The sequence below is a fragment of the Empedobacter sp. UBA1574 genome (genome assembly GCF_002322895.1).
In the GTDB taxonomy this organism is placed as follows: Bacteria; Bacteroidota; Bacteroidia; order Flavobacteriales; family Weeksellaceae; genus Empedobacter; species Empedobacter falsenii_B.
The window spans coordinates 170838-196773 of sequence record NZ_DCOI01000018.1; the positions used below are offsets into that span (position 1 = coordinate 170838).

The following is a 25936-nucleotide window of genomic DNA, read 5'->3' on the forward strand; positions in this document are numbered from 1 at the left end:
AATTAGGTTATTTGGTTTTTCTAAAATTTACTTTTGATCCTTCTGGGAAAGATTGAACTGTACGGAATCCGATGAAACTTCTTGCAGAATCTTTGTGTTCCCAATCTCTTGCTGAAGTCATTAATAAATATCCAACATCTTTCCAAGATCCTCCTCTTACACTTCTATTTACTTCTCCAGACATTGTAATTGACGGATTAAGTGATGAAGACATTGTATAAGATGATCTGTTATACGGAGAACTTGTCCATTCAGCTACGTTACCAGCCATGTCATAAAGACCATATCCATTCGCACGGAATGTTTTTATAGGAGCCGTATACATGTAACCAGTTTTCTTGCCATCGTTGATTTCTAAATAATCTCCACGTTTTGGTTTGAAGTTCGCTAGATAACAACCTCTATCATCTGTTAAATAAGGACCTCCCCAAGGATAAGGTGCATTTTCTAAACCACCTTTCGCTGCGTATTCCCACTCAATTTCTGTTGGTAAACGGTAACTAATAACTTTTACTTGACTTCCTCTTTTCTTTTTATTATTCAATGCTGTGTTATGATATCTTGTGCGGAAATCACAAAAAGCTGTTGCTTGATTCCAGTTAACACCTACAACAGGATAATTTGCATAAGCTTTATGCCAAAAATAGTCTTGGTGCATTGGATCATTGTACGAATAGTTGAAATCTCTTACCCAAACTGTTGTATCAGGATAAATGTTTAAACTAAATTCTTTACGAAAATCTACACGGAAAGTACCACGTTTTTTTGCTGCAGCAGTTTGATCAACTGTCACATAAGAATAGTTTAATTTACGCGTATCAATACGTCTTTCTCCATTCATACGCTCTTCTGGAGGATAATATAATCCTTCCATAACCTCAGCATAATCTACATCTGGATATTTGTATTTATCCCACTCCAAACGCTGTTTCCAATTTAATTTCTTACCATCTAAAGATTGACCATCACGACCTGTATTACTGTTTTTAATATATTCATCATATGGCGTCCCTTGTCCATCTTGTGAACCAGAAATATATGCATAATCACCAATACCTCCTGCTCCATTATTTGGATTCATAGGGTCAAAACCTAAAGTTTCTGCCTTGTTTGCCAAAGCAGTACGAGCGATAGAATCTTTTACATAATTTACAAAATACTGATACTCAGAGTTTGTAATCTCTGTATCATCCATAAAGAAACCTGTAACAGTAACCGTTTTTACTGGAGCATCATTTGTTTTTGTAAAATCGTAATCGGTTTGTCCTAAAACAAACGATCCACTCGGAATCGGAACCATTCCTTTTGGACGAACTGGCGTCCAAGCCGAAGATGTTTTCGAAACTATTTGTCCATCATTTCTATCACTACTCCCTCTGTTCTTCAACATTTTACATGATGATAAAGAAAGAGATAGCAACAATGCACTTACCAAAATTCTATTCATTCTGTTATAGATTTATTTTTATACAGGTTTTATACTTTTAGTTCTCAATTAATAAGGCTACAAATTAAGGCAATTTATTAATTGATTTTTAAAATTGTTCTTTATTTTTTAATAAAATTTTTTGAAATATTTCCACCACCTATTCGGTATTTCTCCATTCAAGGCTTGCTCATAATCTTTTTCTGAACACGGAATAATTTCAAATTTTCGCTCTCCATCAACAGTGTTATCAACTTCTATCCACAATTGATTGGTTAATACATTTCGGTAAAAAATATAATTGTATCCTTCTGTAGGAACAAAAATTTTTTCAAAATATTGTGTATCGTCAAAACTTTTTATCTCTGGACGGTGATTTTTTCCATCAATAAAATACCAAATCATCTGCGAAATTAATAGATGATCTAATTTTTTATAATTCTCGATATAATCACAAACGTAAAGTGAAGTCAATTTATTGCTGAAACCTAAATATCTTGTTAACGCACAAATTTCTCGTGAAGTAAATCCATTTGGCGTCATATTTTTTGAAGAAGAGAAATCCGAACCTTGTAAACTCGATAAATTAAGCAAAGCCGCATTTGCATCTCTCGAATAAGGTTCTATTTCTTTTACATTTTCAGAAATCACACCCAAACGAACAGCATCAAAATTTAACTGATCTAACAAATCTAATTTTTCTTGAGCAACAAAATACGTTTGAAAACCGATATTCGTATAATCCAATAAATTGAAAGGCTCATTCGAAATAATTTTTGTTAAATAATTATTTTCTGTTGTTTGTGCTTCATCTTTTCCTAATCGTAATTTATGATCGATTGTTAAGTAATAAACTTTATCAACAATTTCGTCATAAGCACGATATTGTTGATAACCTAAACTTGGGTTTCCACCCAAAATAACAACAACATATCCATCACGAATTAATCCGTTGGTAACTTCTCTAAAAACTTTTTCGGTTTCGGCTTTATCATCATAATAAACAACATCGCCAAAATCGTACAAATCTATCGACCAATTTCCCATTTGCAATTCGTACAATTGTGTACGAACAAGGCTAAAATCTACATCTTCGATCAAATCTTTTTGTTTCGAACGAGATTCTGTCACACCAATAATCGCAATTTTATCGTTCGATTTTTCATCGCTTTCGATAACATCTTCGCGAAATTTTATAGCTTGTCCTAACGCAAAAGAATTACAAGATTTAGCAAAATCTTGTAATTCTTCAGAAACGGGTTTTAAAAAGTCGTTGTACATTATTACTTTTTAGTCGTTGTTTTTTTAGTTGTCGTTTTCTTCGCAGTTGTCTTTTTTGCAGGCGCTTTTTTAGTCACTGCTTTCTTTTTAGGTTTCGCAGCTTCTATTAATTTTTCAACCTCAGCCAAAGTCAACGCTTCTGGATTCGTCTCTTTCGATAACTCAACTTTTATTTTTCCTTGAATCAAATTATAACGTCCCCAACGCGCTTTCTCTAATCGAATTTCCTGTTCTGACCATTCGCGAACAACACGTTCAGATTCTTTACGTTTTTTATCTTCAATCAATTCGATAATATCAGCTTGAGATAAATGATCGAAATCGTATTTTTTCGGAACATTAATAAACCATTCATTCCATTTGATAAATGGTCCAAAACGTCCTTTTCCTTTTGTTACATCATACCCTTCGTATTGTGCAATCGGTGCATCAGCTTTTAATTTTTCTTCGATTAATTCTACTGCACGATCAAATGATAAATCCATTGGATCTTCCTCTTTCGGAATCGAAATATATTTATCATCAAATTTCACATAAGGTCCAAAACGTCCAATATTCACTTCTACTTCGTGCGCTTTATACTCACCTAAAGTTTTTGGTAATTCGAACAATTTCATTGCCTCTTCTAAGGTAATATTATGAATAGATTGATGTTTTTGAAGACTTGCAAAGCGAGGTTTTTCTTCATCTTCTGCTTCACCAATCTGAATCATTGGCCCAAAACGTCCAATACGTGCATGCACTTTTTTACCCGATACAGGATCAATTCCTAATTCGCGTTCTCCAGTTGCACGATCAGCATTTTCTTGAACATCTTCTACAACATGATGAAATTTCGTATAAAATTCATCAATCATTTTTGTCCAATTCAATTTACCTTCCGCAATATCATCAAAACTATTTTCGACACGCGCTGTAAAATCGTAATCCATCACATTCGTAAAATAATCAACCAAGAAATCATTTACCACAATTCCGATATCAGTTGGCATTAATTTGCGACGATCAGCTCCAAAAATTTCTTTTTGTTGAACTTTTTTGATTTGATTATCGATTAGCGTTAAGGTATTATATTTTCGTTCTTGACCATCCAATTCCCCAACTTCCACATAGCCTCTATTCTGGATTGTAGAAATCGTTGGCGCATAAGTTGATGGACGACCAATTCCTAATTCTTCTAATTTTTTTACCAAAGATGCTTCTGTATAACGAGCCGAAGGACGAGAAAAACGTTCAGTACCGTTTATTTCATCTGCTTTCAATTGCTCATTTACTTTTACACTTGGTAATAATACTTTATCATCATCAGCATCTTCGTCGTCAAACGATTCTTGATATACTTTTAAGAAACCATCAAACACAATTACTTCTCCTTTCGCTTGGAAAATAAAGTTGTTTTTGTTGTTATCAATATCAATAATAGTTCGTTCCAATTCTGCATTTGCCATTTGAGAAGCAACTGTACGTTTCCAAATTAATTCGTACAATTTTCGCATAGAATCGTCTGCATTTATTGAATGATTTTCGAAATGCGTTGGACGAATCGCTTCGTGCGCTTCTTGTGCAGATGAATTTTTGTTTTTATATTTTCTTATCTCAACATATTTGTTTCCGTAAGCAGATTCTATCTCAGCTTTTACTGCTGTTAATGCATCATCAGACAAATTCACACTATCTGTTCTCATATATGTGATATGTCCAGATTCGTATAATTGTTGTGCGACACGCATCGTTCTTGAAACTGAAAAACCTAATTTACGAGATGCTTCTTGTTGCAAAGTTGATGTTGTAAATGGTGCTGAAGGTGTACGCTTTGCTGGTTTCTTTTGTAAATCATTTACTTTAAAATCTGCTCCAACACATGTTTCTAAGAAATCTTCGGCTTCTTTTAACGTAGAAAATTCTTTTGTTAAAACTGCTTTTAATGTTCTTCCCTCATTTGTTTCGAAAATTGCAATGAATTTATATGACGAAACTGGAACAAAATTTTGAATTTCTTTTTCACGTTCAACAATTAATCGAACAGAAACTGATTGAACACGACCTGCAGATAAGCCTGGTTTGATTTTTTTCCATAAAATTGGCGACATTTCGAAACCAACTAATCTGTCCAAAACACGACGAGCTTGTTGTGCATCAACCAAATTCTCATCAATTTGACGTGGATTTTCTACCGCACGTTGAATCGCTTTTTTTGTAATTTCATTAAAAACAATACGTTTTGTATCTTTCTTTTCTAATCCAAGAACGTGATACAAATGCCAAGAAATTGCTTCTCCTTCGCGGTCCTCATCGGATGCTAACCAAATTGTTTGGGCTTTCGAAGACAATTTTTTCAGTTTACTTACAACCTCCTTTTTATCAGGTGTTACTTCGTATATTGGCTTATAATGATTCTCGATTTCGATTCCCATTCCTTTCTTTGGTAAATCGACCACGTGACCAAAACTTGATTCCACGATAAAATCATCACCTAAAAAACCTTGAATGGTTTTAGCTTTTGCTGGGGACTCAACAATAACGAGATTTTTAGACATATTGTTTTCTTAAAAAATTTCTGCAAAATTAATAACAAAAAAATGAAGCAGCCAAAAATGATTTTCAACTGCTTCATAATTTTGTCTATTTCATGTAAGGATTATCCTTGTAAATATCTGTTCCTATTTGGTCTATTTCTGATTGTTCATTGTCTTCTGTTCCTATAACTGTTTCATATAAAACATATGTAGCAATATAAATTAGAGGCATTGCTACTAATAATCCAACTCCACAAGCAAGTACGCCTAAAATTGCAACTCCAAAACAAGCCAAACAAAAAACAAATGCTGATCCGAAGTTTTTAAATAAAATACTTACACTTGATTTTATAGCTTCCGTTGTAGTAAAACTTGTAAACAATACAAAAGGAATTGCTAGTATTGATGTAACATAGAAAATAAATCCAGGTACAATACATAATAAAATACCTATGAATCCTAAAAATTGAACAGCTAAATATGTTGTAAAAATCACACCAAATTTTCCATCTTTATAATGAACAAACAAATCTGAAAAATCAGGATTTTGATGTTTATTAAATTTTTTAGCCATTGTCAAAATACTTACTGTAATCGGTGCTAAAGCTGCTGCAACTACAATACTAACAATATTACTCACCCACGCTAAAGGAGATGATGCTTCTGCAAACACTTCATTTAAATCAGATGGATCATTAATAACCATAGTTGGTGCTGAAATGATTAATCCTAAGAAGAAATTAATCATGAAACTAATTGCGAATGTTATTACAATTGCAAGAATTGCATATAAAGCGATTCCTGAAAAAATTTCCCATGATTTTGAAAAAATATCGCCAACGTTTATATTTACTCCTCGTTGTTTAATTTCTTCTATTCTTTGTCTAATTCTATCATCCATAGTTTTATATTTTTTTAGATTTCCTCAAATCTACAAAATGTTAATAAAATGCAAAAGAAAATTTTACTGCCAATATGTCACATAGATTTATTATTTTTGCACGATAAAATATCCATTTTAGAATGCATACAGAAGAAAAACATATAGATGAAGCAAGACAAGGAGAGGCTTTGATGACTGCTCCTACTCGTAATGCAACAAAGAAATTATTCTTAGAAAGTTACGGATGTCAAATGAATTTCTCGGATAGTGAAATTGTTGCATCTATTCTAAATAACGAAGGTTATCAAACCACTCAAAAAGTTGACGAAGCAGATTTAATTCTTTTAAACACTTGTTCTATTCGTGAAAAAGCGGAACAAACAGTTCGTAAACGTTTAGGAACTTTAAACGCAATCAAAAAACAAAATCCAAGTCTTAAAATTGGAGTTTTAGGTTGTATGGCGGAACGTTTGAAACATAAATTCTTAGAAGAAGAACATTTAGTAGATATCGTTGTAGGACCAGATGCTTACCGCGATTTACCAAACTTAATCAACGATGTAGAAGATGGTCGTGATGCGGTAAACGTACAATTATCAAAAGAAGAAACATATGCCGAAATTTCTCCTGTTCGTTTAGGTGGAAATGGCGTTACAGCCTTTGTTACGATTACTCGTGGCTGTGATAACATGTGTACATTCTGTGTTGTTCCTTTTACGCGTGGTCGTGAGCGTTCTCGTGATCCTCACTCAATCTTGAATGAATGTAAAGAATTAGCAGAATCTGGTTACAAAGAAATTACACTTTTAGGTCAAAATGTCGATTCATATTTATGGTATGGTGGAGGACCAAAAAAAGATTTCAAAAATGCAACTGATATTCAGAAAGCGACTGCTGTAGATTTTGCTCAATTATTAGACATGGTTGCTACGCAGTTTCCTAACATTCGTTTACGTTTTTCAACTTCTAATCCACAAGATATGGAAGAAGGCGTATTGCAAATGATGGCGAAACACAAAAATATTTGTAAATACATTCACTTACCTGTTCAATCGGGTTCTACTACTGTCTTAGCACGTATGAATCGTCAACATACTCGTGAAGAATATTTCGAATTGATTGATAAAATTCGACGTATCGTTCCAGATTGTGCTTTATCTCACGATATGATTGCAGGTTTCTGTGGCGAAACAGAAGAAGAACATCAAGATACATTATCGTTAATGGAATATGTGAAATATGATTTCGGTTATATGTTCGCTTATTCTGAGCGTCCAGGAACGCCAGCGCACAAAAAAATGCCTGATGATGTTTTACCAGAAGATAAAAAACGTCGTTTACAAGAAATCATCGAAATGCAACAAAAACACTCTGCAGAGCGTATGAATAGTTATGTTGGAAAAACTCATGAAGTTTTGATTGAAGGAAACTCTAAACGTGACGAAAATTTCTGGTACGGACGTAATACACAAAACGCGGTTTTAGTTTTCCCTAAAGTAGAAGGAACTAAAATAGGAGATTTTGTAAACGTAAAAGCAAATAGCTGTACAACGGCTACTTTGATTGGTGAAATGATAGAAGGATAAACAATCAATCCGTCAATTGTATACTAAAAATAAAATTCGTCAATTCGAGTGATTTTTATAAATGAAATGATTAAAAATTGTATCGAGAATAGAATTTTAATAGTTTAAAACCTTTTTCTCGATACAAAATTCTAAAGAATTTTACTCGAAATGACGGTTTTAATAAGACAATAATTGAAATTTGATAGATCATTTTTCAAAAACCTAAAAAATAAAAAAATGGATTCTTTACAAACTATCAAACAACGTTTTGGAATCATTGGAAATAATATAGCCTTGAATCGTGCTTTAGAAAAGGCGATTCAGGTTGCACCTACAGACATTTCTGTTCTTGTTATCGGAGAAAGTGGTGTAGGTAAAGAATTTATTCCGAAAATTATTCACAATCAATCTGCACGCAAACACAACAATTATATTGCAGTGAACTGTGGTGCGATTCCAGAAGGAACAATCGATTCTGAATTATTTGGACACGAAAAAGGTGCTTTTACAGGCGCTACACAAACACGTAAAGGTTATTTTGAAGTAGCAGATGGTGGAACTATTTTCTTAGATGAAGTTGGTGAATTGCCTTTAGCTACACAAGTGCGTTTATTGCGTATTTTAGAGTCGGGTGAATTTATGAAAGTTGGTTCTTCGGAACTTCAAAAAACAAATGTTCGTGTTGTTGCTGCAACGAATGTAAAATTGAAAGAAGCTGTTGAAAAAGGTAAATTTCGTGAAGATTTATATTATCGATTAAATACAGTTCAAATTGATATTCCTGCTTTGCGCGAGCGTAAGGAAGATATTAATTTATTGTTCCGAAAATTTGCTTCAGATTTTGCAAATAAATACAGAATGCCGCATATTGAGCTTTCTCCAGAAGCCCAAAATTATATTGCGAATTATCCTTGGCCGGGAAATGTGCGTCAATTAAGAAATTTTGCTGAACAAGTTTCTGTTGTGGAAAAAGACCGTGTGATTTCGTTAGAAAAAATCATGGAATTATTACCCAATAATTCAACAATGTTGACGGTAACAAATAAATCGAAAGATGGAAGTTCTTCTGATTTTATGGAACGTGAATTATTGTTCAAAGTTTTATTGGACATGAAAAAAGATTTGAACGATTTACGTGCTTTAACATTAGATTTAATCAAACACAAAGATGTTGAAGATTTTAATGGCAATACACAAGAATTGATTCAGCGCGTTTATCAAGATCAAAACGAACCAGAAGAAGATTTTGTGCCAAGTCAATATAATTTGGTTCCAACGAAATCTGCTCCAATTACACCAAATTATCAACAATCGCAATACGATTATTCGAACGATGTATATGATGTAAGTCCAATCGAAGAACCAGAATCTCTTTCGTTGCAAGATAATGAAAAGGAAATGATAAAATTGGCGTTGGAAAAACACAAAGGAAAACGTAAAATGGCGTCTGACGAATTGGGAATTTCTGAGCGAACATTGTACCGAAAAATCAAACAATATCATTTGTAATATGAACAAAATAAAACTATTCGTCCTTAGTATTTTTGCTATTTTTAGTTTAACAGGATGTATAAAATATTCACTTTCGGGAGCAGCAATTCAACCAGATTGGAACACAATTTATGTGGCAACTTTTCCGAATTACGCACCTCAACAAAATCCTACTTTGAGTCAAGATTTAACGATTGCGATTCAAGATATTTTTAGAAGTAGAACGAAGTTAAAGTTAAATTCGAATGAAAATTCTGACTTAATTATCGAAGGTGAAATTACGGGATACGATGTTGTTCCAGAAGCAATTCAATCAAATGATATTGCGGCAAAAAACCGTTTGACGATTTATGTAAAAGTTCGATACATCAACAATAAAGACGAATCAAAAAGTTATGACAGAACATTTTCTGCTTTCCAATTATATGACGGAAATGCAATGTTAAGCGCTGTAGAATCGTCAATTGTTCCTTTAATTATTGATGATATTCGCGACCAAGTTTTTGCGTCTATTGCGATGGATTGGTAAAAAAATAACCTTATATTTGAGCAATGACCAGAATTGAATATTTAGTAGCACATCCGTACGAAGTTGAGAAATCGGACATTCCACTTCTTAAAAAAGAGGTAGAAAAATATCCGTATTTCTACACATTGCGCGCTTTATTACTTTATGGTTTAAAAAAGGAAAATCATCCTTCTTTTGAGGATTATTTGAACAAAACTTCAATTCACAGTAGCAATCGTGTCGATTTGTATCATTACATCAATTCAGAACCAATTCAAAAAGAAATTCAAACAAAAACTGAAACTATTTCTCCTGAAATGGAAGAAGAAATAATGGAAGAATTAGTTGAAAACGAAATTATTTCTGAACCAATTTTAGAAAATTCTACTTCTGAAATCATCGAAAACAATAACGAAACAGTTGAAGTTATTGATGAAATCATTGAAGAAAAAGAAGAAGAATTAAACCAAGAAATTGAAGTTGTTTCTGAAACTAATTCAGAAGAAATCAATGAAGATATTGTAGACGAAATGATCGAAAATGATACAGAAGAATCTGAATTGAGAACAGATCATGTTGTTGATATTATTTCGGATGAAGAATTGAACGAAGTTGCTGAAATCACGAATAAAGTTGTGGTAGAAAATAATTCGAAAGAAGAAAATTTAACTTCTGAGAATGATATCGAAAATGCTGTTCAACAAACTTCTGGAATTGAAATTATTGAATCTGAACCTCAGCAGGTAATTGAAACAATTGAAGATAATCAGGAAGAAGAAATTATAGAAGGATTGTCTGAAAATGCGGAGGTAATTGAAGAATCTGAACCTGAAACGATTGAAGAAAAAGTAGAAATCATTGAAAATAATTCGGATGATTCGACGTTCTCTTTTTCGGATTGGTTGAAGAAAGTTCCTTCTCAATCAAAAACTCAACAAGAGATTGAGGAAGAGCAAGAAATTGCAGAAAGAGAAATAAAATATAAGTTGATTGATGACTTTTTGGAAAAAAATCCGAAAATCGTTCCGATGAAAAAAACGGATATTACACCAGTTAACACACCATCAAATTTCGTTCAGAATACGGAAGAATATTCGGATTTGATGACCGAAACTTTGGCTCAAATTTATATTGAGCAAAAAAAATATGATAAGGCAATTAAAGCTTATAAGATATTAATTTTGAAATATCCAGAAAAAAATAGTTTATTTGCAAATCGAATTAAAGAAATTGAAAATTTAAAAAACTCTAAATAATAAAATGGGACTATTTCAGTTTTTCATGATTATTATCATGATTTTATGTGTATTATTAGTACTAATCGTATTATCTCAAAACCCTAAAGGAGGAGGATTATCTTCTACTTTCGGAGGTGGCGGAGGAAGCCAAATGTTTGGAGTTCAAAGAACGAATAAATTCTTAGACAACACAACTTGGGGATTATTTATCGCTGTAATCGTATTGATTATTGGAGCAAGTGCTTCGCATGAAAATCCAAATGCGATAAAACCAATTAAGCCAAATGTTACGGCACCAGCTAATAATTTACCAACGCAACCTGCTGCAAACGGAGCAAGTCAAAATCAATTACCAGCTCAACCAGCGAAGTAATTTTGATAAGAAAATATACAAGCCTCACAAATTGTGAGGCTTTTTTTGTTGATTGATTAATATTATCTTTAAATTTATCAAAACCTAAATTATGAAAACATTCGTTTCATTTATAACCATCTTACTTACTTTTATAAGCTGTGTTGGTCAAAAAGTATATCAGAAAATTCCAAAAGAAAATTATCAATTACTCACAACTTTTTCTGCGCAATATGAATTATCAGGAACACATTTCTTCAAAAATGAAACTGAATTAAACAACATGTATGCCACATTACCAAAAGATTACAATAAATCATTACCTCGTTTCGTTATTGATTATGAACAAAATCAAATAATTTTGATTCCTCAAAAACATATTAATTCATATAATATTGATTCTATTACTGGTAATGAAAAGATTTATAATTTACATTTAACACCTATAAAAGGAATTAATCAAACACAAGATTCTTCAAATTTATTGATGATGATTGTACCTAAATCTGTAGAGAAGATTTTAGTAAAAACTAAATAAAAATGGAAAAATATACATCTAAATATTTACTTATTTGTCTTGCATTTAGCACAAACTTATTTGCTCAACAAAACTTTTGGAAAACTACCAATGCGAAAGGAAATATTTCTAAAGAGCAATTAAATCCAAGAGCACATATACCAACTAAATCGGTTAAATTAGACTTAGCTTATGATAATTTGGTGAACTATTTAAACAATACGAATCAACAAAATTTTTTATTAAAATTTCCAACTGAGAACGGAAAGTTTAATACATATCGTATTGTAGAAACCTCAAATTTATCTCCTGAATTACAAACTAAATACCCAGATATAAAATCTTTTTCTGGATACAATACAAATGATTTGACAGAGAAAATCAATTTTAGTTTATCTCCTCAATTTGGTTTGTATGGTTTAGTTTCAAACGGCAATAAAACAGTGTTAATAGACGCTTACACCAAAAATAAAGCGTCATATATTGTGTATGATAAAAAAGATTTAGTTAATACAAATTCTTTCAAATGTGCTACAGAACCTTCTGAAAGTGCTCTTGGGATAGATAATTTGAATTTTGAAACTATTAAACAATCTTCTCGAACAGCAACTCAAAATGGAAGTTTAAGAAAATTTAGATTAGCCATTACAACAACGACTGAGTATTCAGATTTTGTAATCAAACAAGCTAATTTATCATCTGGTACAGAAGCTCAAAAGAAAGCGTCAATATTAGCTGCAGTCAATTTATCACTCACACGAATTAATGGCGTTTTAAAAAATGATGTTGGTGTTTTTTTAGAATTAATTCCAAATACTGATCAATTATTTTTTATTGATTCTGATTCTTTCCAAGACCCTAATATTAATTCTAATTCTGCAGCAAATTACAATCTTGAGGAAAATATTACTGTTACAAATAATGTTATTGGAGTTGCTAACTACGATATTGGTCATTTATTTTTTCAAGTGAATGATAATAATTCAAATGGATTAGCCAATACGCCAGCAGTTTGTAATGATAGAGCAAAAGCAGGAGGAGTGACTGGTACAATAGTTCCTATTGGGGATGCTTTTGATATTGATTATACTGCCCACGAAATTGGTCATCAATTAGGTGCCTACCATACACAAAACAACAATTGTAATCGTACACTTAACAGTTCTGTTGAACCTGGAAGTGGTTCTACAATTATGGCTTACACTGGTATCTGTTCACCAAACGTACAAAATCAAAGTGATGCATATTTCCATACAAAAAGTTTAGAAGAAATGGCAAAAGTGCTAAATTATGTGAATTGTGGACAATTCGTTACAACAACTAATGCTGCACCTATTATAGCTTCTAACTTGAAAACAAAATATAACATTCCAATTTCAACTGCATTTGCTTTAGAAACATTAGCCACTGACTCAAATAATGATCAATTAACATATTCTTGGGAGCAGATGAATCCTGAAGTTTCTGAAACTTCTATTAAATCACTTCCTCCTATTTCCTCTAATTCTCAAGGCCCAAATTTCAGATCATTCTCTCCACAAAAAGTTGGAATTCGCTATTTTCCTCGTTTAGAAAAAATTATTTCAAATGAATTAGTATTTCAAACAAATCTATATCTGTCAAACGTTTCAAATTACGATAAAAACAATTGGGAAGTCATTCCTTCAGTTCCTCGTACAATGAATTTCTCTGTAACAGTTCGTGACAATAATTCTGAAGTTGGATTAACCGCTCGACAAAATGTTCAGTTAAACTTTCTAAATTTTGGTCCATTCAAAGTGACTTCGCAATCAATTGCAGAAAATTGGAAACAAGATAACACTGCTACAATTACTTGGAATGTTGCAGGAACTGATGCAAACGGTATTGACACACAAAATGTAAAAATTTTATTATCGGTTGATGGAGGAAAAACATTTGATTATGTTTTAGCTGAATCAGTTCCGAACAACGGTTCTTATACATTCACAGTTCCTGCAGGATTAGGAATTACTAATAAAGCGAGAATTATGATTAAAGCTATTGATAACGTTTTCTTAGCTGTTAACTCTACTGATTTTTCTATAGAAAGTTCTTTAACTACAAATGATATAAAAGGAAAAGATTTAGGTACGATTTCTCCAAATCCTTCAAATGGAATAATCAATTTAGATTTTACAAACTCATTTACAACAGGTAAAATTACGGTGACAGATTTAGCAGGAAGAACAGTTTACTCAAACAAATTGAATTCTTCGAAATCTCAACAAGTTAATTTATCTAGTTTATCAAATGGTGTTTACATTGTTTCGATTGAAGCAGGTAACGAACAATTCACGAAAAAAGTGATTATCAAAAAATAATTATTCATAAAAATCACTTTAAATGCCAAGTTGTCATACAACTTGGCATTTTTGTTTTAAGGAGTGAAATTAACTTATCCATAATGGCAGAAATTGTGTGTTGGCACGTTTTTCGTTTATTTAAAACCATCAATTATTAAAATAAAAATACAAATATGTCACAATTAAACATTAAACCATTAGCAGATCGAGTGGTTATTGAGCCTGCTCCTGCAGAAACTAAAACAGCATCAGGAATTATTATCCCAGATTCAGCAAAAGAGAAACCTCAAGAAGGAATCGTTGTAGCAGTTGGTAATGGTAAAAAAGATGAACCAATAACTGTTGCAATTGGAGACAAAGTTCTTTACGGAAAATATTCAGGAACTGAATTAAAATTAGAAGGAAAGGACTATTTAATCATGCGTGAAGCTGATATTTTGGCAATCATCTAAATTTAGTTGTAATTAGTAAAATGTATTAAGTACAAAGTAACTTATTTTTTTATTTTTAATTATATTCGACTTAAGACTTAAGACAACAAAACTTATAAAAAAAATGGCAAAAGATATTAAATTCGACATTGAATCAAGAGACGCTTTAAAAAGAGGTGTTGATGCATTAGCAAATGCAGTTAAAGTAACATTAGGACCAAAAGGTCGTAACGTAGTTTTAGAAAAATCTTTCGGTGCTCCACATGTAACAAAAGACGGAGTTTCTGTAGCAAAAGAAATCGAATTGGAAGATCCAATCGAAAACTTAGGTGCTCAAATGGTAAAAGAAGTTGCTTCTAAAACAAACGACGTTGCAGGTGATGGTACTACAACTGCTACAGTTTTAGCTCAAGCTATCGTTCGCGAAGGTTTGAAAAACGTTGCTGCAGGTGCGAACCCAATGGACTTAAAACGTGGTATTGATAAAGCTGTTTCTGGAATCGTTGCTAACTTAAGAGAGCAATCTCAAGAAGTTGGTGATTCATCAGAAAAAATTAAACAAGTTGCTTCTATCTCTGCAAATAACGATGATACTATTGGATCATTAATCGCAGAAGCTTTTTCTAAAGTTGGAAAAGAAGGAGTAATTACTGTTGAAGAAGCAAAAGGAACAGAAACTTACGTTGACGTTGTAGAGGGAATGCAATTCGATCGTGGATATCAATCTCCTTACTTCGTTACAAACGCAGATAAAATGATTGCTGAATTAGAGAATCCTTACATCTTATTATGTGAGAAAAAAATCTCTAACTTACAAGAAATCTTACCTTTATTAGAACCAGTTGCTCAATCAGGACGTCCATTCTTAATTATTTCTGAAGAAGTTGAAGGTCAAGCTTTAGCTACTTTAGTAGTGAACCGTTTAAGAGGTTCTTTAAAAATTGCTGCTGTTAAAGCACCAGGATTTGGAGATCGTAGAAAAGCGATGTTACAAGATATAGCAATCTTAACAGGAGGTACAGTTATTTCTGAAGAGCAAGGAATTACGTTAGAAACTGCTACTTTAGAAATGTTAGGTACTGCTGAAAGAGTAGTTATCGACAAAGACAATACAACTATTGTTAATGGTGCTGGTGATGCAGAGCAAATCAAATCTCGTGTTAACCAAATTAAAGCACAAGTAGAAACAACTACTTCTGACTATGACCGCGAAAAATTACAAGAGCGTTTAGCTAAATTAGCTGGAGGTGTTGCTGTATTATACGTTGGTGCTGCTTCAGAGGTTGAAATGAAAGAAATTAAAGACCGTGTTGATGATGCTTTACACGCAACTCGTGCTGCTGTAGAAGAAGGTATCGTTGCTGGTGGTGGTGTTGCTTTTGTTAGAGCTTTATCTAACTTAACAATCGATACTACAAATGCTGACGAAGCTACAGGTGTTAAAATAGTAACGCGTGCAGTTGAAGAACCATTACGCCAAATCGTTCACAACGCTGGTGGTGAAGGTTCTGTAGTTGTTGCAAAAGTAAAAGAAGGAAATGGAGATTTCGGATACAATGCAAAAACTGACGAATATGTAAACATGATCGAGGCTGGAGTTATTGATCCAACTAAAGTCGCTCGTGTTGCATTAGAAAACGCTGCTTCTGTTGCAGGTATGTTAATTACTACTGAGGCGGTTGTTACAGAAATTAAAAAAGATGAGCCAGCTATGCCACCAATGGGAGGTGGAATGCCAGGAATGATGTAATCATCAACTCATAAAAATATACAATAGAAAAAGCCATTCAGAACTCTGAATGGCTTTTTCATTAAGTCATAAATAATAAAAACTATATAATCGTCGATTTCCCCATCAATACATTTTCAAAATTAAAATATGAATGATGATCATGATCGCTCAATAATATCTTCGCAATATAATTTGCTACAACAGACGTCGAATAATCGCTCGTTTCATCTAAATCTGAAGTTACAATCAAATTATTAATCGCATTTCCCACCGCATTTTCTATTGCTTTTGCTCCTTCTTCCAATCCCAAATAACGCAACATCATTGCGGCACTCAAAATAGAAGCCATCGGATTTGCAATTCCTTTTCCTTTTGCTTGTGGATACGAACCATGAATAGGCTCGAACAATGCATTTTCTGTACCAATAGAAGCCGAAGGCAACAAACCTATACTTCCTCCAATTACACTTCCTTCGTCCGAAATAATATCACCAAACATATTCTCTGTCAAAATCACATCAAATTGTTTTGGATTGATAATTAATTGCATCGCTGCGTTATCAACAAACAAGAAATCTAATTCAACTTCAGGATATTTTTGGCTAATATCCATCGCAACTTTTCGCCATAAACGAGAGGTATCCAACACATTTGCCTTGTCTACCAACGTTACTTTTTTGCGACGCTTCATTGCTTCCTGAAAAGCTAAATGTGTAATTTGCTCAATGTCTTTTCTGTTGTACGAACACGTATCATACGCATGAGAACCATCTTGTGCTGTAAATTTTTCTCCGAAATAAATTCCATTAATCAATTCACGAAAAATAACCATATCTGTTCCTTCGATGTGCGAACGTTTCAATGGACTTTTCCCCAACAAAGATTCGTAAGCCTTGATTGGACGGATATTTGCAAATAAACCAAGTTCCTTTCTTAGCTTTAACAAACCTTGTTCGGGACGAACTTTAGCGTTCGGATTATTGTCATATTTTGGATCACCAATAGAACCAAACAAAACCGCATCTGCATCTTTACATAATTGCAATGTCGCATCAGGCAAAGGATTTCCCGTTTCGTCAATCGCAATTGCACCAATCAAAGCTTCCTCAAATTCGAAATTATATTTAAAAATTTGTTCAACGACTTTCAGAACTTTTATTGTTTCCGAAACGACTTCTGGTCCTATTCCATCGCCAGAAAGTACTGCAATTTTATGCGTTTTCATGTTGTAAAGATTTATGGTTTTGTTCGTAAGTTTCTATTTTATCTTTTTGACTGATTAAAAAATCAATGTCATCATATCCATTTAATAAACAGATTTTTTTATAAGAATCAACATCAAAGTTGATGGTTTGATCTTGAATTTTTAAGGTTTGATTTTCTAAATTAACTTCAAATTCTGTTGAAGGATTTTGATCGATGATCTCAAAGATTTGATTTAAAATTTCATCTGAAACAACGATTGGTAAAATTCCGTTATTCAATGCATTTCCTTTGAAAATATCTGCAAAATAACTACTAATTACCACATCAAATCCGTAATCTTTGATTGCCCAAGCAGCGTGTTCTCGGCTACTTCCACAACCAAAATTTTTACCTGCAACTAATATTTTTCCAGCATATTTTGAATCATTCAGCGGGAAATTATCAATTGATTGATTATCTTGATTAAATCGCCAATCTCTGAATAAATTATCTCCAAAACCTTCTCTACTAATCGCTTTCAAAAAACGAGCTGGAATAATTTGATCGGTATCTATATTTTCTATTTTAATCGGAACAGCCGATGATTTTAATTGATTGATTGAATCCATTTTGAGTAAATTTTAATTGATATCAACAATTTTTCCGTGAATTGCAGCAGCAGCAGCAATCAAAGGACTTGCTAATAATGTACGAGAATTTGGACCTTGACGTCCTTCAAAATTTCTATTCGAAGTCGAAACACAATATTTTCCTTCTGGAACTTTATCGTCGTTCATCGCCAAACAAGCCGAACAACCTGGTTCGCGCAATCTGAATCCAGAGGCTTCAAAAATTTTATCCAAACCCTCTTCTATCGCTTGTTTTTCTACTTGTTTCGATCCTGGAACAATCCACGCTGTTACATTTTCATTGCGCTGTTTTCCTTTTACATAATTTGCCACTTCACGCAAATCTTCGATTCTCGCATTGGTACAACTTCCGATAAACACATAATCAATTGGATGATTGATAATCGATTGATTATCTTGGAATCCCATATATTTCAACGCTTTTTCAAACGATTCTTTTTCATTATCGCTTAATGAATCTTTTGATGGAATGATATCTTTCACCGAAATTCCCATTCCTGGATTCGTACCAAACGTAATCATTGGATAAATATCCGCAGCGTCAAATTCTATTTCTTCATCAAAAATTGCATCAGTATCACTTGGTAAAGTTTTCCAATATGCTACTTTTTGCTCCCAATCTTCTCCTTTCGGTGCAAATGGTTTATCTTTTAAATAAGCAAAAGTTGTTTCATCTGGTGCAATCATTCCACCACGAGCGCCCATTTCTATCGACATATTACAAACTGTCATTCGACCTTCCATCGACATATTCTCGAAAACATCTCCAGCGTATTCACAGAAATAACCAGTTCCTGCATTTGTTCCCACTTTAGAAATGATATATAAAATCACATCTTTTGGTTGAACATTTGGATTCAGTTTTCCATTAACTGTAATTCGCATCGATTTTGGTTTATTCATCAACAAACATTGACTAGCAAAAACCTGTGCAACTTGACTTGTTCCAATTCCGAAAGCAATTGCTCCAAAAGCTCCATGCGTAGATGTGTGACTATCGCCACAAACCATGCTCATTCCTGGTTGCGTAACACCCAATTCTGGCGCAATAATGTGAACAATTCCTTGATACGGATGACCTAAACCATAAAAAGTAATATTATTTTTTTCGCAATTAATCGCTAATTGCTCTAATTGTTGTTTTGATAATGGATCTCGAACTGGCTTATCTTGATTAATCGTTGGTACATTGTGATCCGCAGTTGCAACAATTTGATTTGGTCGAAAAATTGGAATATTTCTCGCTTCTAATTCTGCAAAAGCTTGTGGACTTGTTACTTCGTGAATTAAATGTTTATCAATATAAATCACTTGTGGTCCATTTTCTACTTGGCTGACAACATGGGCATCCCACACTTTATCGAATAATGTTCTCATGCGAATTTTCTCTGTGATGTTTGATTAAACTGATGCATTAATCCAAGTAAATCTTCACGAACAACTTCTTTCTTCAAATCTGCAATTTCTAAAAATTGTTCATATAAAATATCTAATTCATTTTTAGATGTATCGAAACCGATATCTTTTAGACGATAAGCTAACGCCGAACGCCCGCTACGAGCTGTCAAAATAATAGAGGATTCATTAACTCCAACATCTGCTGGATTGATAATTTCGTATGTTTCACGGTTTTTAATCACACCATCTTGATGAATTCCAGAACTGTGCGCAAAAGCATTCGATCCTACAATTGCTTTGTTTGGTTGAACCATCATTCCCATTGTTTCAGAAGTTAATTGACTTAATTCTGTTAACATTTGAGCATTGATATCTGTATAAAAATTCAATTCTTTGTGTTGTCTAAAAATCATCACGATTTCTTCCAAGGCCGTATTACCAGCACGCTCACCAATTCCATTAATTGTACATTCTATTTGGCGTGCTCCATTTATAGCTCCTGCAACTGCATTCGCTGTCGCTAAACCTAAATCGTTATGATTGTGGCAAGAAATAATCACATTATCAATTCCTTGAACATGATCTTTTAAATATTTAATTTTATTTCCATACTCAAAAGGCAAACAATAACCCGTTGTGTCTGGAATATTAAGAACCGTCGCACCAGCTTTTATCACTTCTTCACAAACTTGAGCAAGAAAAGCATTATCCGTTCTTCCTGCATCTTCAGCATAAAACTCAACATCATCTACAAATGTTTTTGCATATGCAACCGCTTCAACTGCACGTTCGATAATCGCTTCACGATTCGAATTAAATTTGTGAATAATATGAGAATCCGAAGTTCCAATTCCGGTATGAATTCTTGGTTTTACGGCATATTGTAAAGCTTTAGCTGCAGATTCTATATCTTTTTTGTTTGCACGAGTTAAACCACAAACTGTGGCATTTTTCACTAATTTTGAAATTGCATTTACGGCTTCGAAATCTCCAGGACTTGAAATTGGAAAACCAGCCTCGATAATATCAACGCCTAATTCGTCCAATCGAGCCGCAATTTCTAACTTCTGTTTTTTGTTTAACTTACACCCCGGCACTTGCTCTCCATCTCTCAGTGTCGTATCAAAAATTTGAATCTTCTCAGCACTCATTGCAATTAGTTTTGTTTGTTATTGTGATGTAAAATTAAAATTGTACTAACTTTAAATTTTCAAATTGAAAAGTGTTTTACAATTCTTAAAGCTAAAATATTTATCATAATCATTTTATTTTCAATACATTATATATAATTTAATTACAATGTCAAATCATAACAAAGACGCACTATTTAGTTTAATAAAGTCACTTAATCGTTCCGAAAAACGTCAATTCAAACTTTATGTAAATCGTCTGCAAATTAATGCAGATGCAAAATTTTTGTTATTATTTGAAGCATTGGATAAGTTGGAAGAATATGATGAAACGGCTATTTTGAAGAAAAAAATTACCACGAAACAACAATTATCTAATCTAAAAGCGCATTTGTACAAACAAATTTTGTTTAGCTTGAGAATGAATCCTTCGCAACAAAATTCGCGTATGCAAATACGTGAACAGTTTGATTTTGCTACGATTTTGTATCAAAAAGGCTTACACAAACAAAGTCTAAAAATGTTGGACAAAGCCAAAACTCAAGCCTTAGATTTTGACGAAAAAGCCATTGCTTATGATATTTTAGAACTCGAAAAAATTATCGAATCACAATTCATTACACGAAGTATTTCTGGTCGTGCAGATCAGTTGATTGAACAATCGGAGGAATTGAGTTTACAGAATTTACAAGCAAGTAAATTGTCTAATTTATCGCTAAAATTGTATAGTATTTTGCTCGAGAATGGATACGCAAAAGATGATGATGAAATTCAAAAAATTCAGAATTTCTTTGATTCGGAAACAAAAAATATCGATTTTAAGAAATTAAAATTCAAAGAGAAACTGTGGTTTTACAAAGCAAATGTTTGGTTGTCGATGTTAACGCAAAACCTACACTCTGCCTATGAATTTTCGAAAAAATGGGTTGAATTATTTTACGAGAAAAAAGAACGAATTCTTAGTCATCCAGTTTGGTTTATTAAAGGAAATAGCTATTTATTAAAGATCTTATACCTGAAAAAAAATTCTGAAGAATTTAAATTTTGGTTTGATAAATTAGAATCTGTTTACGAGATTTTGCCTCAAAATGATAATGTGGAAGCGCTTTGGTTTATCAATAAATTTAATAGCAAACTGAATTATTTTTTCATTAATCCGAAAGAAAATATTAGTCCATTTTTGATTAAAGATATTTTACGCGAAATTAAATCGCATCATCATAAAATCGATAATCATCATATTTTGGTGCTTTATCTAAAAATTGCTGCCTATTATTTCTTAAACAAAGATTGGGATAATTCGTTCGAGTATTGTCAAAAAATAATCAATAGTGAAGCGTCAATTCAAGAAGATTTACATTTTTACACCTTGGTTTTGATTATGATGAATTTGTATGATTCTGGGAATGATCAAGAATTGGATACATATTCGTACAAAACGCATCAATTCTGCAAAAAGATGAAAAATAGTAATATTATTACACGAAAAATTAGTTTATTTTTTATTGAATTGAATGATTTGTACCCACATGAAAAAGTAAAAGCTTTCAGAGAATTAGATGATTTTTTGAAAGATTCGGACAATCAAAATTTGTTGCGAAGAAATACCAATTACATTAATCTTAGACGTTGGATGGAGGATAAAATTTAGACTTAAATTATCTGCATAAAATAATTTTAAAAATTTAGTGTTTATCATATATTTACATCTAAATTAACACATAAACACTATGTACCAAGATTACAAAGTTGGCGAACATAAAGCGAACAAAGGATTGCGCTTTTTAAATTTTATTATAGATTATGTATCAATCATTTTATTGACGATGCTATTTTTCGGTTTTATAGCAATTGTTATTGTGATCATTAATCCAGAAAGCGACATTATTTATCAATTAGAAAATATAAATCCTTTGATTGATAGAGTTATCACAGCCTTTTTTTATGTTTTACTAATTTTTTTATCAGAGTTTTTAACCAAAGGACGTTCATTAGGTAAATTTATTACAGGAACAAAAGTTGTGATGATTGACGGTTCTACACCTACAACGAAAGATTATTTTACAAGAAGTATTTGTAGAATAATTCCATTTGATGTTCTTACTTTTTTAGGAGAAAATGGTTGGCACGATAAAATTTCAAAAACTACAATTGTGAACAAAAAAGCTTTTGAAGCAGATTTATCACAAGCAGACAACATCGAAAGTATTGGAAAAACTGAGTTTGAATAATTTTCTATAAAATAAAATCTATTCAAATTATCTCAAAACAATAATTTATGTAAAAAATCATTGTTTTTTCTGCGTATTATTTCGCAAAAAAGGCTATTTATTAATACCTTTGCAACGTAAATATATTTTTGAGAAATGGAAAAACAACCTCAAGAGGTAGTGTTAGTTGGTGCTGGTATCATGAGTGCTACTTTAAGCATACTTCTTAAAAAAATAAATCCGGCTATTAAGATTTCTGTTTTCGAAAAATTAGATAAGATTGGATTTGAAAGCTCTGATGCTTTCAATAATGCAGGTACTGGTCACTCTGCTTTTTGTGAATTGAATTATACACCAATGGACAAAAATGGAGTGGTTAATATTGATAAAGCAATTAATATTGCAAAACAATTTGAAACTTCGAAAGAGTTTTGGTCTTACTTAGTCGAAAATAATTACGTTTCTTCTCCAGAAAAATTCTTACGTCCTACTCCACATATGTCTTTTGTTTGGGGCGATGACGATGTAAATTTCTTGAAAAAACGTTACGAAAAATTATCTCAGCATCCTTTATTTAAGGATATGGAATATTCGGATGATGTTTCTAAAATCAGAGAATGGGCTCCATTAATTGTTGACGGTAGAAAAGGTAATGAAAAAGTTGCGGCAACGCATATGAACTTGGGAACTGATGTGAATTTTGGTGAATTAACGCGTCAAATTTTCAAAGGTTTACAAGACAAAAAAGAAATCACGTTAGAAACTGAACACGAAGTAAAAGACTTAACTCGTCTTAGCAACGGAAAATGGGCAGTTAAAGTAAAAGATTTAAAATCTGGAAATAACAAAGCACTTAATGCTGATTTCGTATTTATTGGTGCAGGTGGAGGAGCAATTTTATTGTTACAAAAATCTGGAATTCCAGAATCGAAAAAATTTGGTGGCTTCCCAGTTGGTGGACAATGGTTAATTTGTCAAAACGAAGAAGTAATCAAAAAACATCATGCAAAAGTATATGGAAAAGCAAAAATTGGTGCACCACCAATGTCTGTTCCTCACTTAGATACACGTGTTATTGATGGAAAACAATCTCTATTATTTGGTCCATTTGCAACATTCTCAACAAAATTCTTAAAATACGGATCTAATTGCGATTTATTCAAATCTGTAAACTTAGGAAACGTAGGATTTTTGATGAATTGTGGATTAAACAATATCGATTTAACAAAATACCTGGTAGAACAAGTGATGTTATCTAAAGCGAAAAAAGTAGAAGAATTACAAGAATATTTTCCTGAAGCTAAACTAGAAGATTGGTTCGAACAAACTGCAGGACAACGTGTTCAAGTAATCGAAAAACAAGATGGAAAAGGAGTTTTAAAATTTGGTACAGAAATCGTAACATCTCAAGATGGAACAATGTCTGCCTTATTAGGAGCTTCTCCAGGAGCATCTACATCTGTTAGTGCAATGTTGAACTTAATGAAACAATGTTTCCCAGACTTGATGAAAAACAACTGGAACGAAGCAATCAAAGAAATGATCCCTTCTTACGGTGAAGATTTAGCACAAGCTGAATTAGTTGAAGCATCAAGAGCCCGTACAACTAAAGTGCTTAAAATTTTAGATTAAGATTTTCTTACATCATATAATTATAAATCCTGATATTCATTTGTCAGGATTTTTTTTGCACGAAACTTAAGAGCATAAAAAAAGGTTTGAGAATAAATTCTCAAACCTTTTAATTTTTTCTGAACATCTTAGTCTTTCTTGTCTTCGCTTTTGATAATTTCGTATTCAACTTGCATCACTCCTGTATTGGTGTGACCAATTTCGCTGAATGCAGCTTGACTTAAGTCTAAAACTCTAGATTTAGCGTATGGACCTCTGTCGTTGATTTCTACAACTACAGATTTACCATTTCTGATATTCGTAACTTTTACTTTCGTACCAAATGGTAAAGACTTATGGGCAGCTGTTAGTTCGTGTTTGTCATACGTTTCACCACTAGCTGTCTTGCGTCCGTGGAATTTGTCTCCATACCAAGAAACAACTCCTGTCGAGATTTTTCGAGCACTATTCTCGATAAGTTCTCCAACCAACTTTTCATCTTCAACTGATAATGTATCTTTTTTGATGGTATCATTATCAATATCGTTACTAAATCTTTTCTCAGAAGCTGGCATAATAATTGTGTCATTATTACCAGAATCCTTAAAAATTTTACCATCAGCATTTGCTATTGGAAAAATCATTAACATTGCTATAAACGCTGTAATGCTTTTCGTCATCCTTTAGATTTTTCTGATTTACTTTGCAAATTTAAGGGTATAAACAGCTTCTTATTTAGAATTATTCTAATCAATTGATTTTTAATTCTAAAATCTCTTGTGCTTTGCGAATTTAGATGCTTACAGCGATTTGTTAATTTAATGTTAAAATAAAACTATAATCCTAATTTTTTTGGGAATTATTTATTTAAATCGGATATACTATTGATTATCAATAAATAATAATTTTATATAATTTGAAGAAATTTATCTAATAAAGAAATAAAAAAGGTAAAGTGTTATAAACTTTACCTTTTCTTAATTTTTAAAGATTTAAAAATCAATTATAAACTAGCTAAAATATCTTTTACTTTAGCTGAAATTAATTTTCCTTCCGCTTTACCAGCTAATTTAGATGAAGCAGCTCCCATTACTTTTCCCATATCTTTTGGAGAAGTAGCGCCAACCTCTGCAACAATTTCTGTAATTGCAGCTGTTAATTCTTCGTCTGATAATTGAGCAGGTAAAAATTGTTGAATAACTTCTGCTTGTGCCAATTCTTTTTCAGCTAATTCAGCACGTCCATTTGCTTCGAATTGTTCAGCAGCTTCTTTACGTTGTTTTACTAATTTTTGTAATAAAGCAATTTCTTGATCTTCTGATAATTCTCCGTTAGCACCTGATGTTTTTGCTAATAATAATTCAGATTTTACAGCTCTTAAAGCTTCTAAAGCAACAGTATTTTTAGCTTTCATCGCTTCTTTTAACTGTGCCATTATTTGAGTTTCTAAATTCATTTGTTTTGCTTTTAGACTACAAATTTAAG

The 25936-nt window shown here is 32.4% G+C and carries 22 protein-coding genes; 12 read left to right on the forward strand and 10 right to left on the reverse strand.

The window, feature by feature from the left end:
* Nucleotides 1-7 precede the first annotated feature (7 nt).
* The 4 genes from gldK to B3578_RS04835 form a co-directional block, all read right to left on the reverse strand.
* A complete protein-coding gene (gene gldK, locus B3578_RS04820; RefSeq protein WP_185144160.1) occupies nt 8-1447 on the reverse strand; it encodes a gliding motility lipoprotein GldK in 1440 nt (479 codons plus the stop codon).
* Between the two features lie 108 nt (nt 1448-1555).
* Nucleotides 1556-2707: an arginase family protein gene (locus B3578_RS04825; protein ID WP_291047148.1), complete on the reverse strand. Its 1152-nt coding sequence runs from the start codon at nt 2705-2707 to the stop codon at nt 1556-1558.
* Between the two features lie 2 nt (nt 2708-2709).
* A complete protein-coding gene (gene topA / locus B3578_RS04830) occupies nt 2710-5244 on the reverse strand; it encodes a type I DNA topoisomerase (RefSeq protein WP_125349621.1) in 2535 nt (844 codons plus the stop codon).
* An 85-nt stretch (nt 5245-5329) separates the two neighbouring features.
* A complete protein-coding gene (locus B3578_RS04835) occupies nt 5330-6124 on the reverse strand; it encodes a hypothetical protein (RefSeq protein WP_125349622.1) in 795 nt (264 codons plus the stop codon).
* Nucleotides 6125-6246: 122 nt separating this feature from the next.
* Here B3578_RS04835 and miaB point away from each other — a divergent pair, with 122 nt between their 5' ends.
* The 9 genes from miaB (at nt 6247) to groL (ending at nt 16285) form a co-directional block, all read left to right on the forward strand.
* Nucleotides 6247-7692 (forward strand): tRNA (N6-isopentenyl adenosine(37)-C2)-methylthiotransferase MiaB, encoded by a 1446-nt coding sequence (gene miaB / locus B3578_RS04840; protein WP_125349623.1) that lies wholly within the window; start codon nt 6247-6249, stop codon nt 7690-7692.
* Nucleotides 7693-7911: 219 nt separating this feature from the next.
* A complete protein-coding gene (locus tag B3578_RS04845; RefSeq protein ID WP_291047149.1) occupies nt 7912-9183 on the forward strand; it encodes a sigma-54 interaction domain-containing protein in 1272 nt (423 codons plus the stop codon).
* Nucleotide 9184: 1 nt separating this feature from the next.
* The gene (locus B3578_RS04850; protein ID WP_125349625.1) at nt 9185-9694 is read left to right on the forward strand and encodes an LptE family protein; all 510 of its coding nucleotides are present in this window, start codon (nt 9185-9187) and stop codon (nt 9692-9694) included.
* A 23-nt stretch (nt 9695-9717) separates the two neighbouring features.
* Nucleotides 9718-10929 (forward strand): tetratricopeptide repeat protein, encoded by a 1212-nt coding sequence (locus B3578_RS04855; RefSeq protein WP_219034382.1) that lies wholly within the window; start codon nt 9718-9720, stop codon nt 10927-10929.
* A 4-nt stretch (nt 10930-10933) separates the two neighbouring features.
* A complete protein-coding gene (gene secG, locus B3578_RS04860; protein ID WP_038332909.1) occupies nt 10934-11284 on the forward strand; it encodes a preprotein translocase subunit SecG in 351 nt (116 codons plus the stop codon).
* Nucleotides 11285-11375: 91 nt separating this feature from the next.
* Nucleotides 11376-11801, forward strand: coding sequence for a hypothetical protein (locus tag B3578_RS04865; RefSeq protein WP_125349627.1), 426 nt, complete (start codon nt 11376-11378; stop codon nt 11799-11801).
* A 2-nt stretch (nt 11802-11803) separates the two neighbouring features.
* Nucleotides 11804-14122, forward strand: a complete 2319-nt coding sequence (locus tag B3578_RS04870; RefSeq protein ID WP_291047150.1) for a zinc-dependent metalloprotease — start codon at nt 11804-11806, stop codon at nt 14120-14122.
* A 155-nt stretch (nt 14123-14277) separates the two neighbouring features.
* A complete protein-coding gene (locus tag B3578_RS04875) occupies nt 14278-14556 on the forward strand; it encodes a co-chaperone GroES (RefSeq protein ID WP_125349629.1) in 279 nt (92 codons plus the stop codon).
* Nucleotides 14557-14659: 103 nt separating this feature from the next.
* The gene (gene groL / locus B3578_RS04880; RefSeq protein ID WP_125349630.1) at nt 14660-16285 is read left to right on the forward strand and encodes a chaperonin GroEL; all 1626 of its coding nucleotides are present in this window, start codon (nt 14660-14662) and stop codon (nt 16283-16285) included.
* Between the two features lie 82 nt (nt 16286-16367).
* Here groL and leuB read toward each other — a convergent pair whose 3' ends face one another.
* The 4 genes from leuB to B3578_RS04900 are packed head-to-tail and all read right to left on the reverse strand — an operon-like array spanning nt 16368 to nt 20651.
* Nucleotides 16368-17492 (reverse strand): 3-isopropylmalate dehydrogenase, encoded by a 1125-nt coding sequence (gene leuB, locus B3578_RS04885; protein ID WP_286494786.1) that lies wholly within the window; start codon nt 17490-17492, stop codon nt 16368-16370.
* Nucleotides 17479-18081 carry a 3-isopropylmalate dehydratase small subunit gene (leuD, locus tag B3578_RS04890; RefSeq protein ID WP_219034380.1) on the reverse strand — a complete coding sequence of 201 codons (603 nt, stop codon included), beginning with the start codon at nt 18079-18081 and terminating at the stop codon, nt 17479-17481. The genes leuB and leuD overlap by 14 nt, the downstream gene beginning before the upstream one ends.
* Before the next feature lie 12 nt (nt 18082-18093).
* A complete protein-coding gene (leuC, locus tag B3578_RS04895) occupies nt 18094-19479 on the reverse strand; it encodes a 3-isopropylmalate dehydratase large subunit (RefSeq protein ID WP_291047151.1) in 1386 nt (461 codons plus the stop codon).
* On the reverse strand, nt 19476-20651 hold the full coding sequence (locus B3578_RS04900) for a 2-isopropylmalate synthase (protein WP_221855341.1): 1176 nt from the start codon (nt 20649-20651) through the stop codon (nt 19476-19478). The genes leuC and B3578_RS04900 overlap by 4 nt, the downstream gene beginning before the upstream one ends.
* A gap of 148 nt (nt 20652-20799) precedes the next feature.
* Between B3578_RS04900 and B3578_RS04905 the strand changes: the two genes are divergently transcribed.
* The 3 genes from B3578_RS04905 (at nt 20800) to mqo (ending at nt 24472) form a co-directional block, all read left to right on the forward strand.
* Complete coding sequence (locus B3578_RS04905; protein ID WP_038332873.1) at nt 20800-22281, forward strand: hypothetical protein; 1482 nt, start codon at nt 20800-20802, stop codon at nt 22279-22281.
* A gap of 79 nt (nt 22282-22360) precedes the next feature.
* The gene (locus B3578_RS04910) at nt 22361-22861 is read left to right on the forward strand and encodes an RDD family protein (protein ID WP_038332867.1); all 501 of its coding nucleotides are present in this window, start codon (nt 22361-22363) and stop codon (nt 22859-22861) included.
* Between the two features lie 135 nt (nt 22862-22996).
* Nucleotides 22997-24472 carry a malate dehydrogenase (quinone) gene (gene mqo, locus B3578_RS04915; RefSeq protein WP_125349636.1) on the forward strand — a complete coding sequence of 492 codons (1476 nt, stop codon included), beginning with the start codon at nt 22997-22999 and terminating at the stop codon, nt 24470-24472.
* Nucleotides 24473-24600: 128 nt separating this feature from the next.
* Here the strand turns inward: mqo and B3578_RS04920 are convergent, their stop codons facing one another.
* Nucleotides 24601-25131 (reverse strand): septal ring lytic transglycosylase RlpA family protein, encoded by a 531-nt coding sequence (locus tag B3578_RS04920; RefSeq protein WP_125349637.1) that lies wholly within the window; start codon nt 25129-25131, stop codon nt 24601-24603.
* A 323-nt stretch (nt 25132-25454) separates the two neighbouring features.
* The gene (locus B3578_RS04925) at nt 25455-25907 is read right to left on the reverse strand and encodes a GatB/YqeY domain-containing protein (RefSeq protein ID WP_125349638.1); all 453 of its coding nucleotides are present in this window, start codon (nt 25905-25907) and stop codon (nt 25455-25457) included.
* Nucleotides 25908-25936 lie beyond the last annotated feature (29 nt).

Coding starts and splice junctions, on each gene's coding strand:
- gldK (WP_185144160.1), bottom strand. CDS start 1,447: ATGAATAGAATTTTGGTAAGTGCATTGTTGCTATCTCTTTCTTTATCA.
- B3578_RS04825 (WP_291047148.1), bottom strand. CDS start 2,707: ATGTACAACGACTTTTTAAAACCCGTTTCTGAAGAATTACAAGATTTT.
- topA (WP_125349621.1), bottom strand. CDS start 5,244: ATGTCTAAAAATCTCGTTATTGTTGAGTCCCCAGCAAAAGCTAAAACC.
- B3578_RS04835 (WP_125349622.1), bottom strand. CDS start 6,124: ATGGATGATAGAATTAGACAAAGAATAGAAGAAATTAAACAACGAGGA.
- miaB (WP_125349623.1), top strand. CDS start 6,247: ATGCATACAGAAGAAAAACATATAGATGAAGCAAGACAAGGAGAGGCT.
- B3578_RS04845 (WP_291047149.1), top strand. CDS start 7,912: ATGGATTCTTTACAAACTATCAAACAACGTTTTGGAATCATTGGAAAT.
- B3578_RS04850 (WP_125349625.1), top strand. CDS start 9,185: ATGAACAAAATAAAACTATTCGTCCTTAGTATTTTTGCTATTTTTAGT.
- B3578_RS04855 (WP_219034382.1), top strand. CDS start 9,718: ATGACCAGAATTGAATATTTAGTAGCACATCCGTACGAAGTTGAGAAA.
- secG (WP_038332909.1), top strand. CDS start 10,934: ATGGGACTATTTCAGTTTTTCATGATTATTATCATGATTTTATGTGTA.
- B3578_RS04865 (WP_125349627.1), top strand. CDS start 11,376: ATGAAAACATTCGTTTCATTTATAACCATCTTACTTACTTTTATAAGC.
- B3578_RS04870 (WP_291047150.1), top strand. CDS start 11,804: ATGGAAAAATATACATCTAAATATTTACTTATTTGTCTTGCATTTAGC.
- B3578_RS04875 (WP_125349629.1), top strand. CDS start 14,278: ATGTCACAATTAAACATTAAACCATTAGCAGATCGAGTGGTTATTGAG.
- groL (WP_125349630.1), top strand. CDS start 14,660: ATGGCAAAAGATATTAAATTCGACATTGAATCAAGAGACGCTTTAAAA.
- leuB (WP_286494786.1), bottom strand. CDS start 17,492: ATGAAAACGCATAAAATTGCAGTACTTTCTGGCGATGGAATAGGACCA.
- leuD (WP_219034380.1), bottom strand. CDS start 18,081: ATGGATTCAATCAATCAATTAAAATCATCGGCTGTTCCGATTAAAATA.
- leuC (WP_291047151.1), bottom strand. CDS start 19,479: ATGAGAACATTATTCGATAAAGTGTGGGATGCCCATGTTGTCAGCCAA.
- B3578_RS04900 (WP_221855341.1), bottom strand. CDS start 20,651: ATGAGTGCTGAGAAGATTCAAATTTTTGATACGACACTGAGAGATGGA.
- B3578_RS04905 (WP_038332873.1), top strand. CDS start 20,800: ATGTCAAATCATAACAAAGACGCACTATTTAGTTTAATAAAGTCACTT.
- B3578_RS04910 (WP_038332867.1), top strand. CDS start 22,361: ATGTACCAAGATTACAAAGTTGGCGAACATAAAGCGAACAAAGGATTG.
- mqo (WP_125349636.1), top strand. CDS start 22,997: ATGGAAAAACAACCTCAAGAGGTAGTGTTAGTTGGTGCTGGTATCATG.
- B3578_RS04920 (WP_125349637.1), bottom strand. CDS start 25,131: ATGACGAAAAGCATTACAGCGTTTATAGCAATGTTAATGATTTTTCCA.
- B3578_RS04925 (WP_125349638.1), bottom strand. CDS start 25,907: ATGAATTTAGAAACTCAAATAATGGCACAGTTAAAAGAAGCGATGAAA.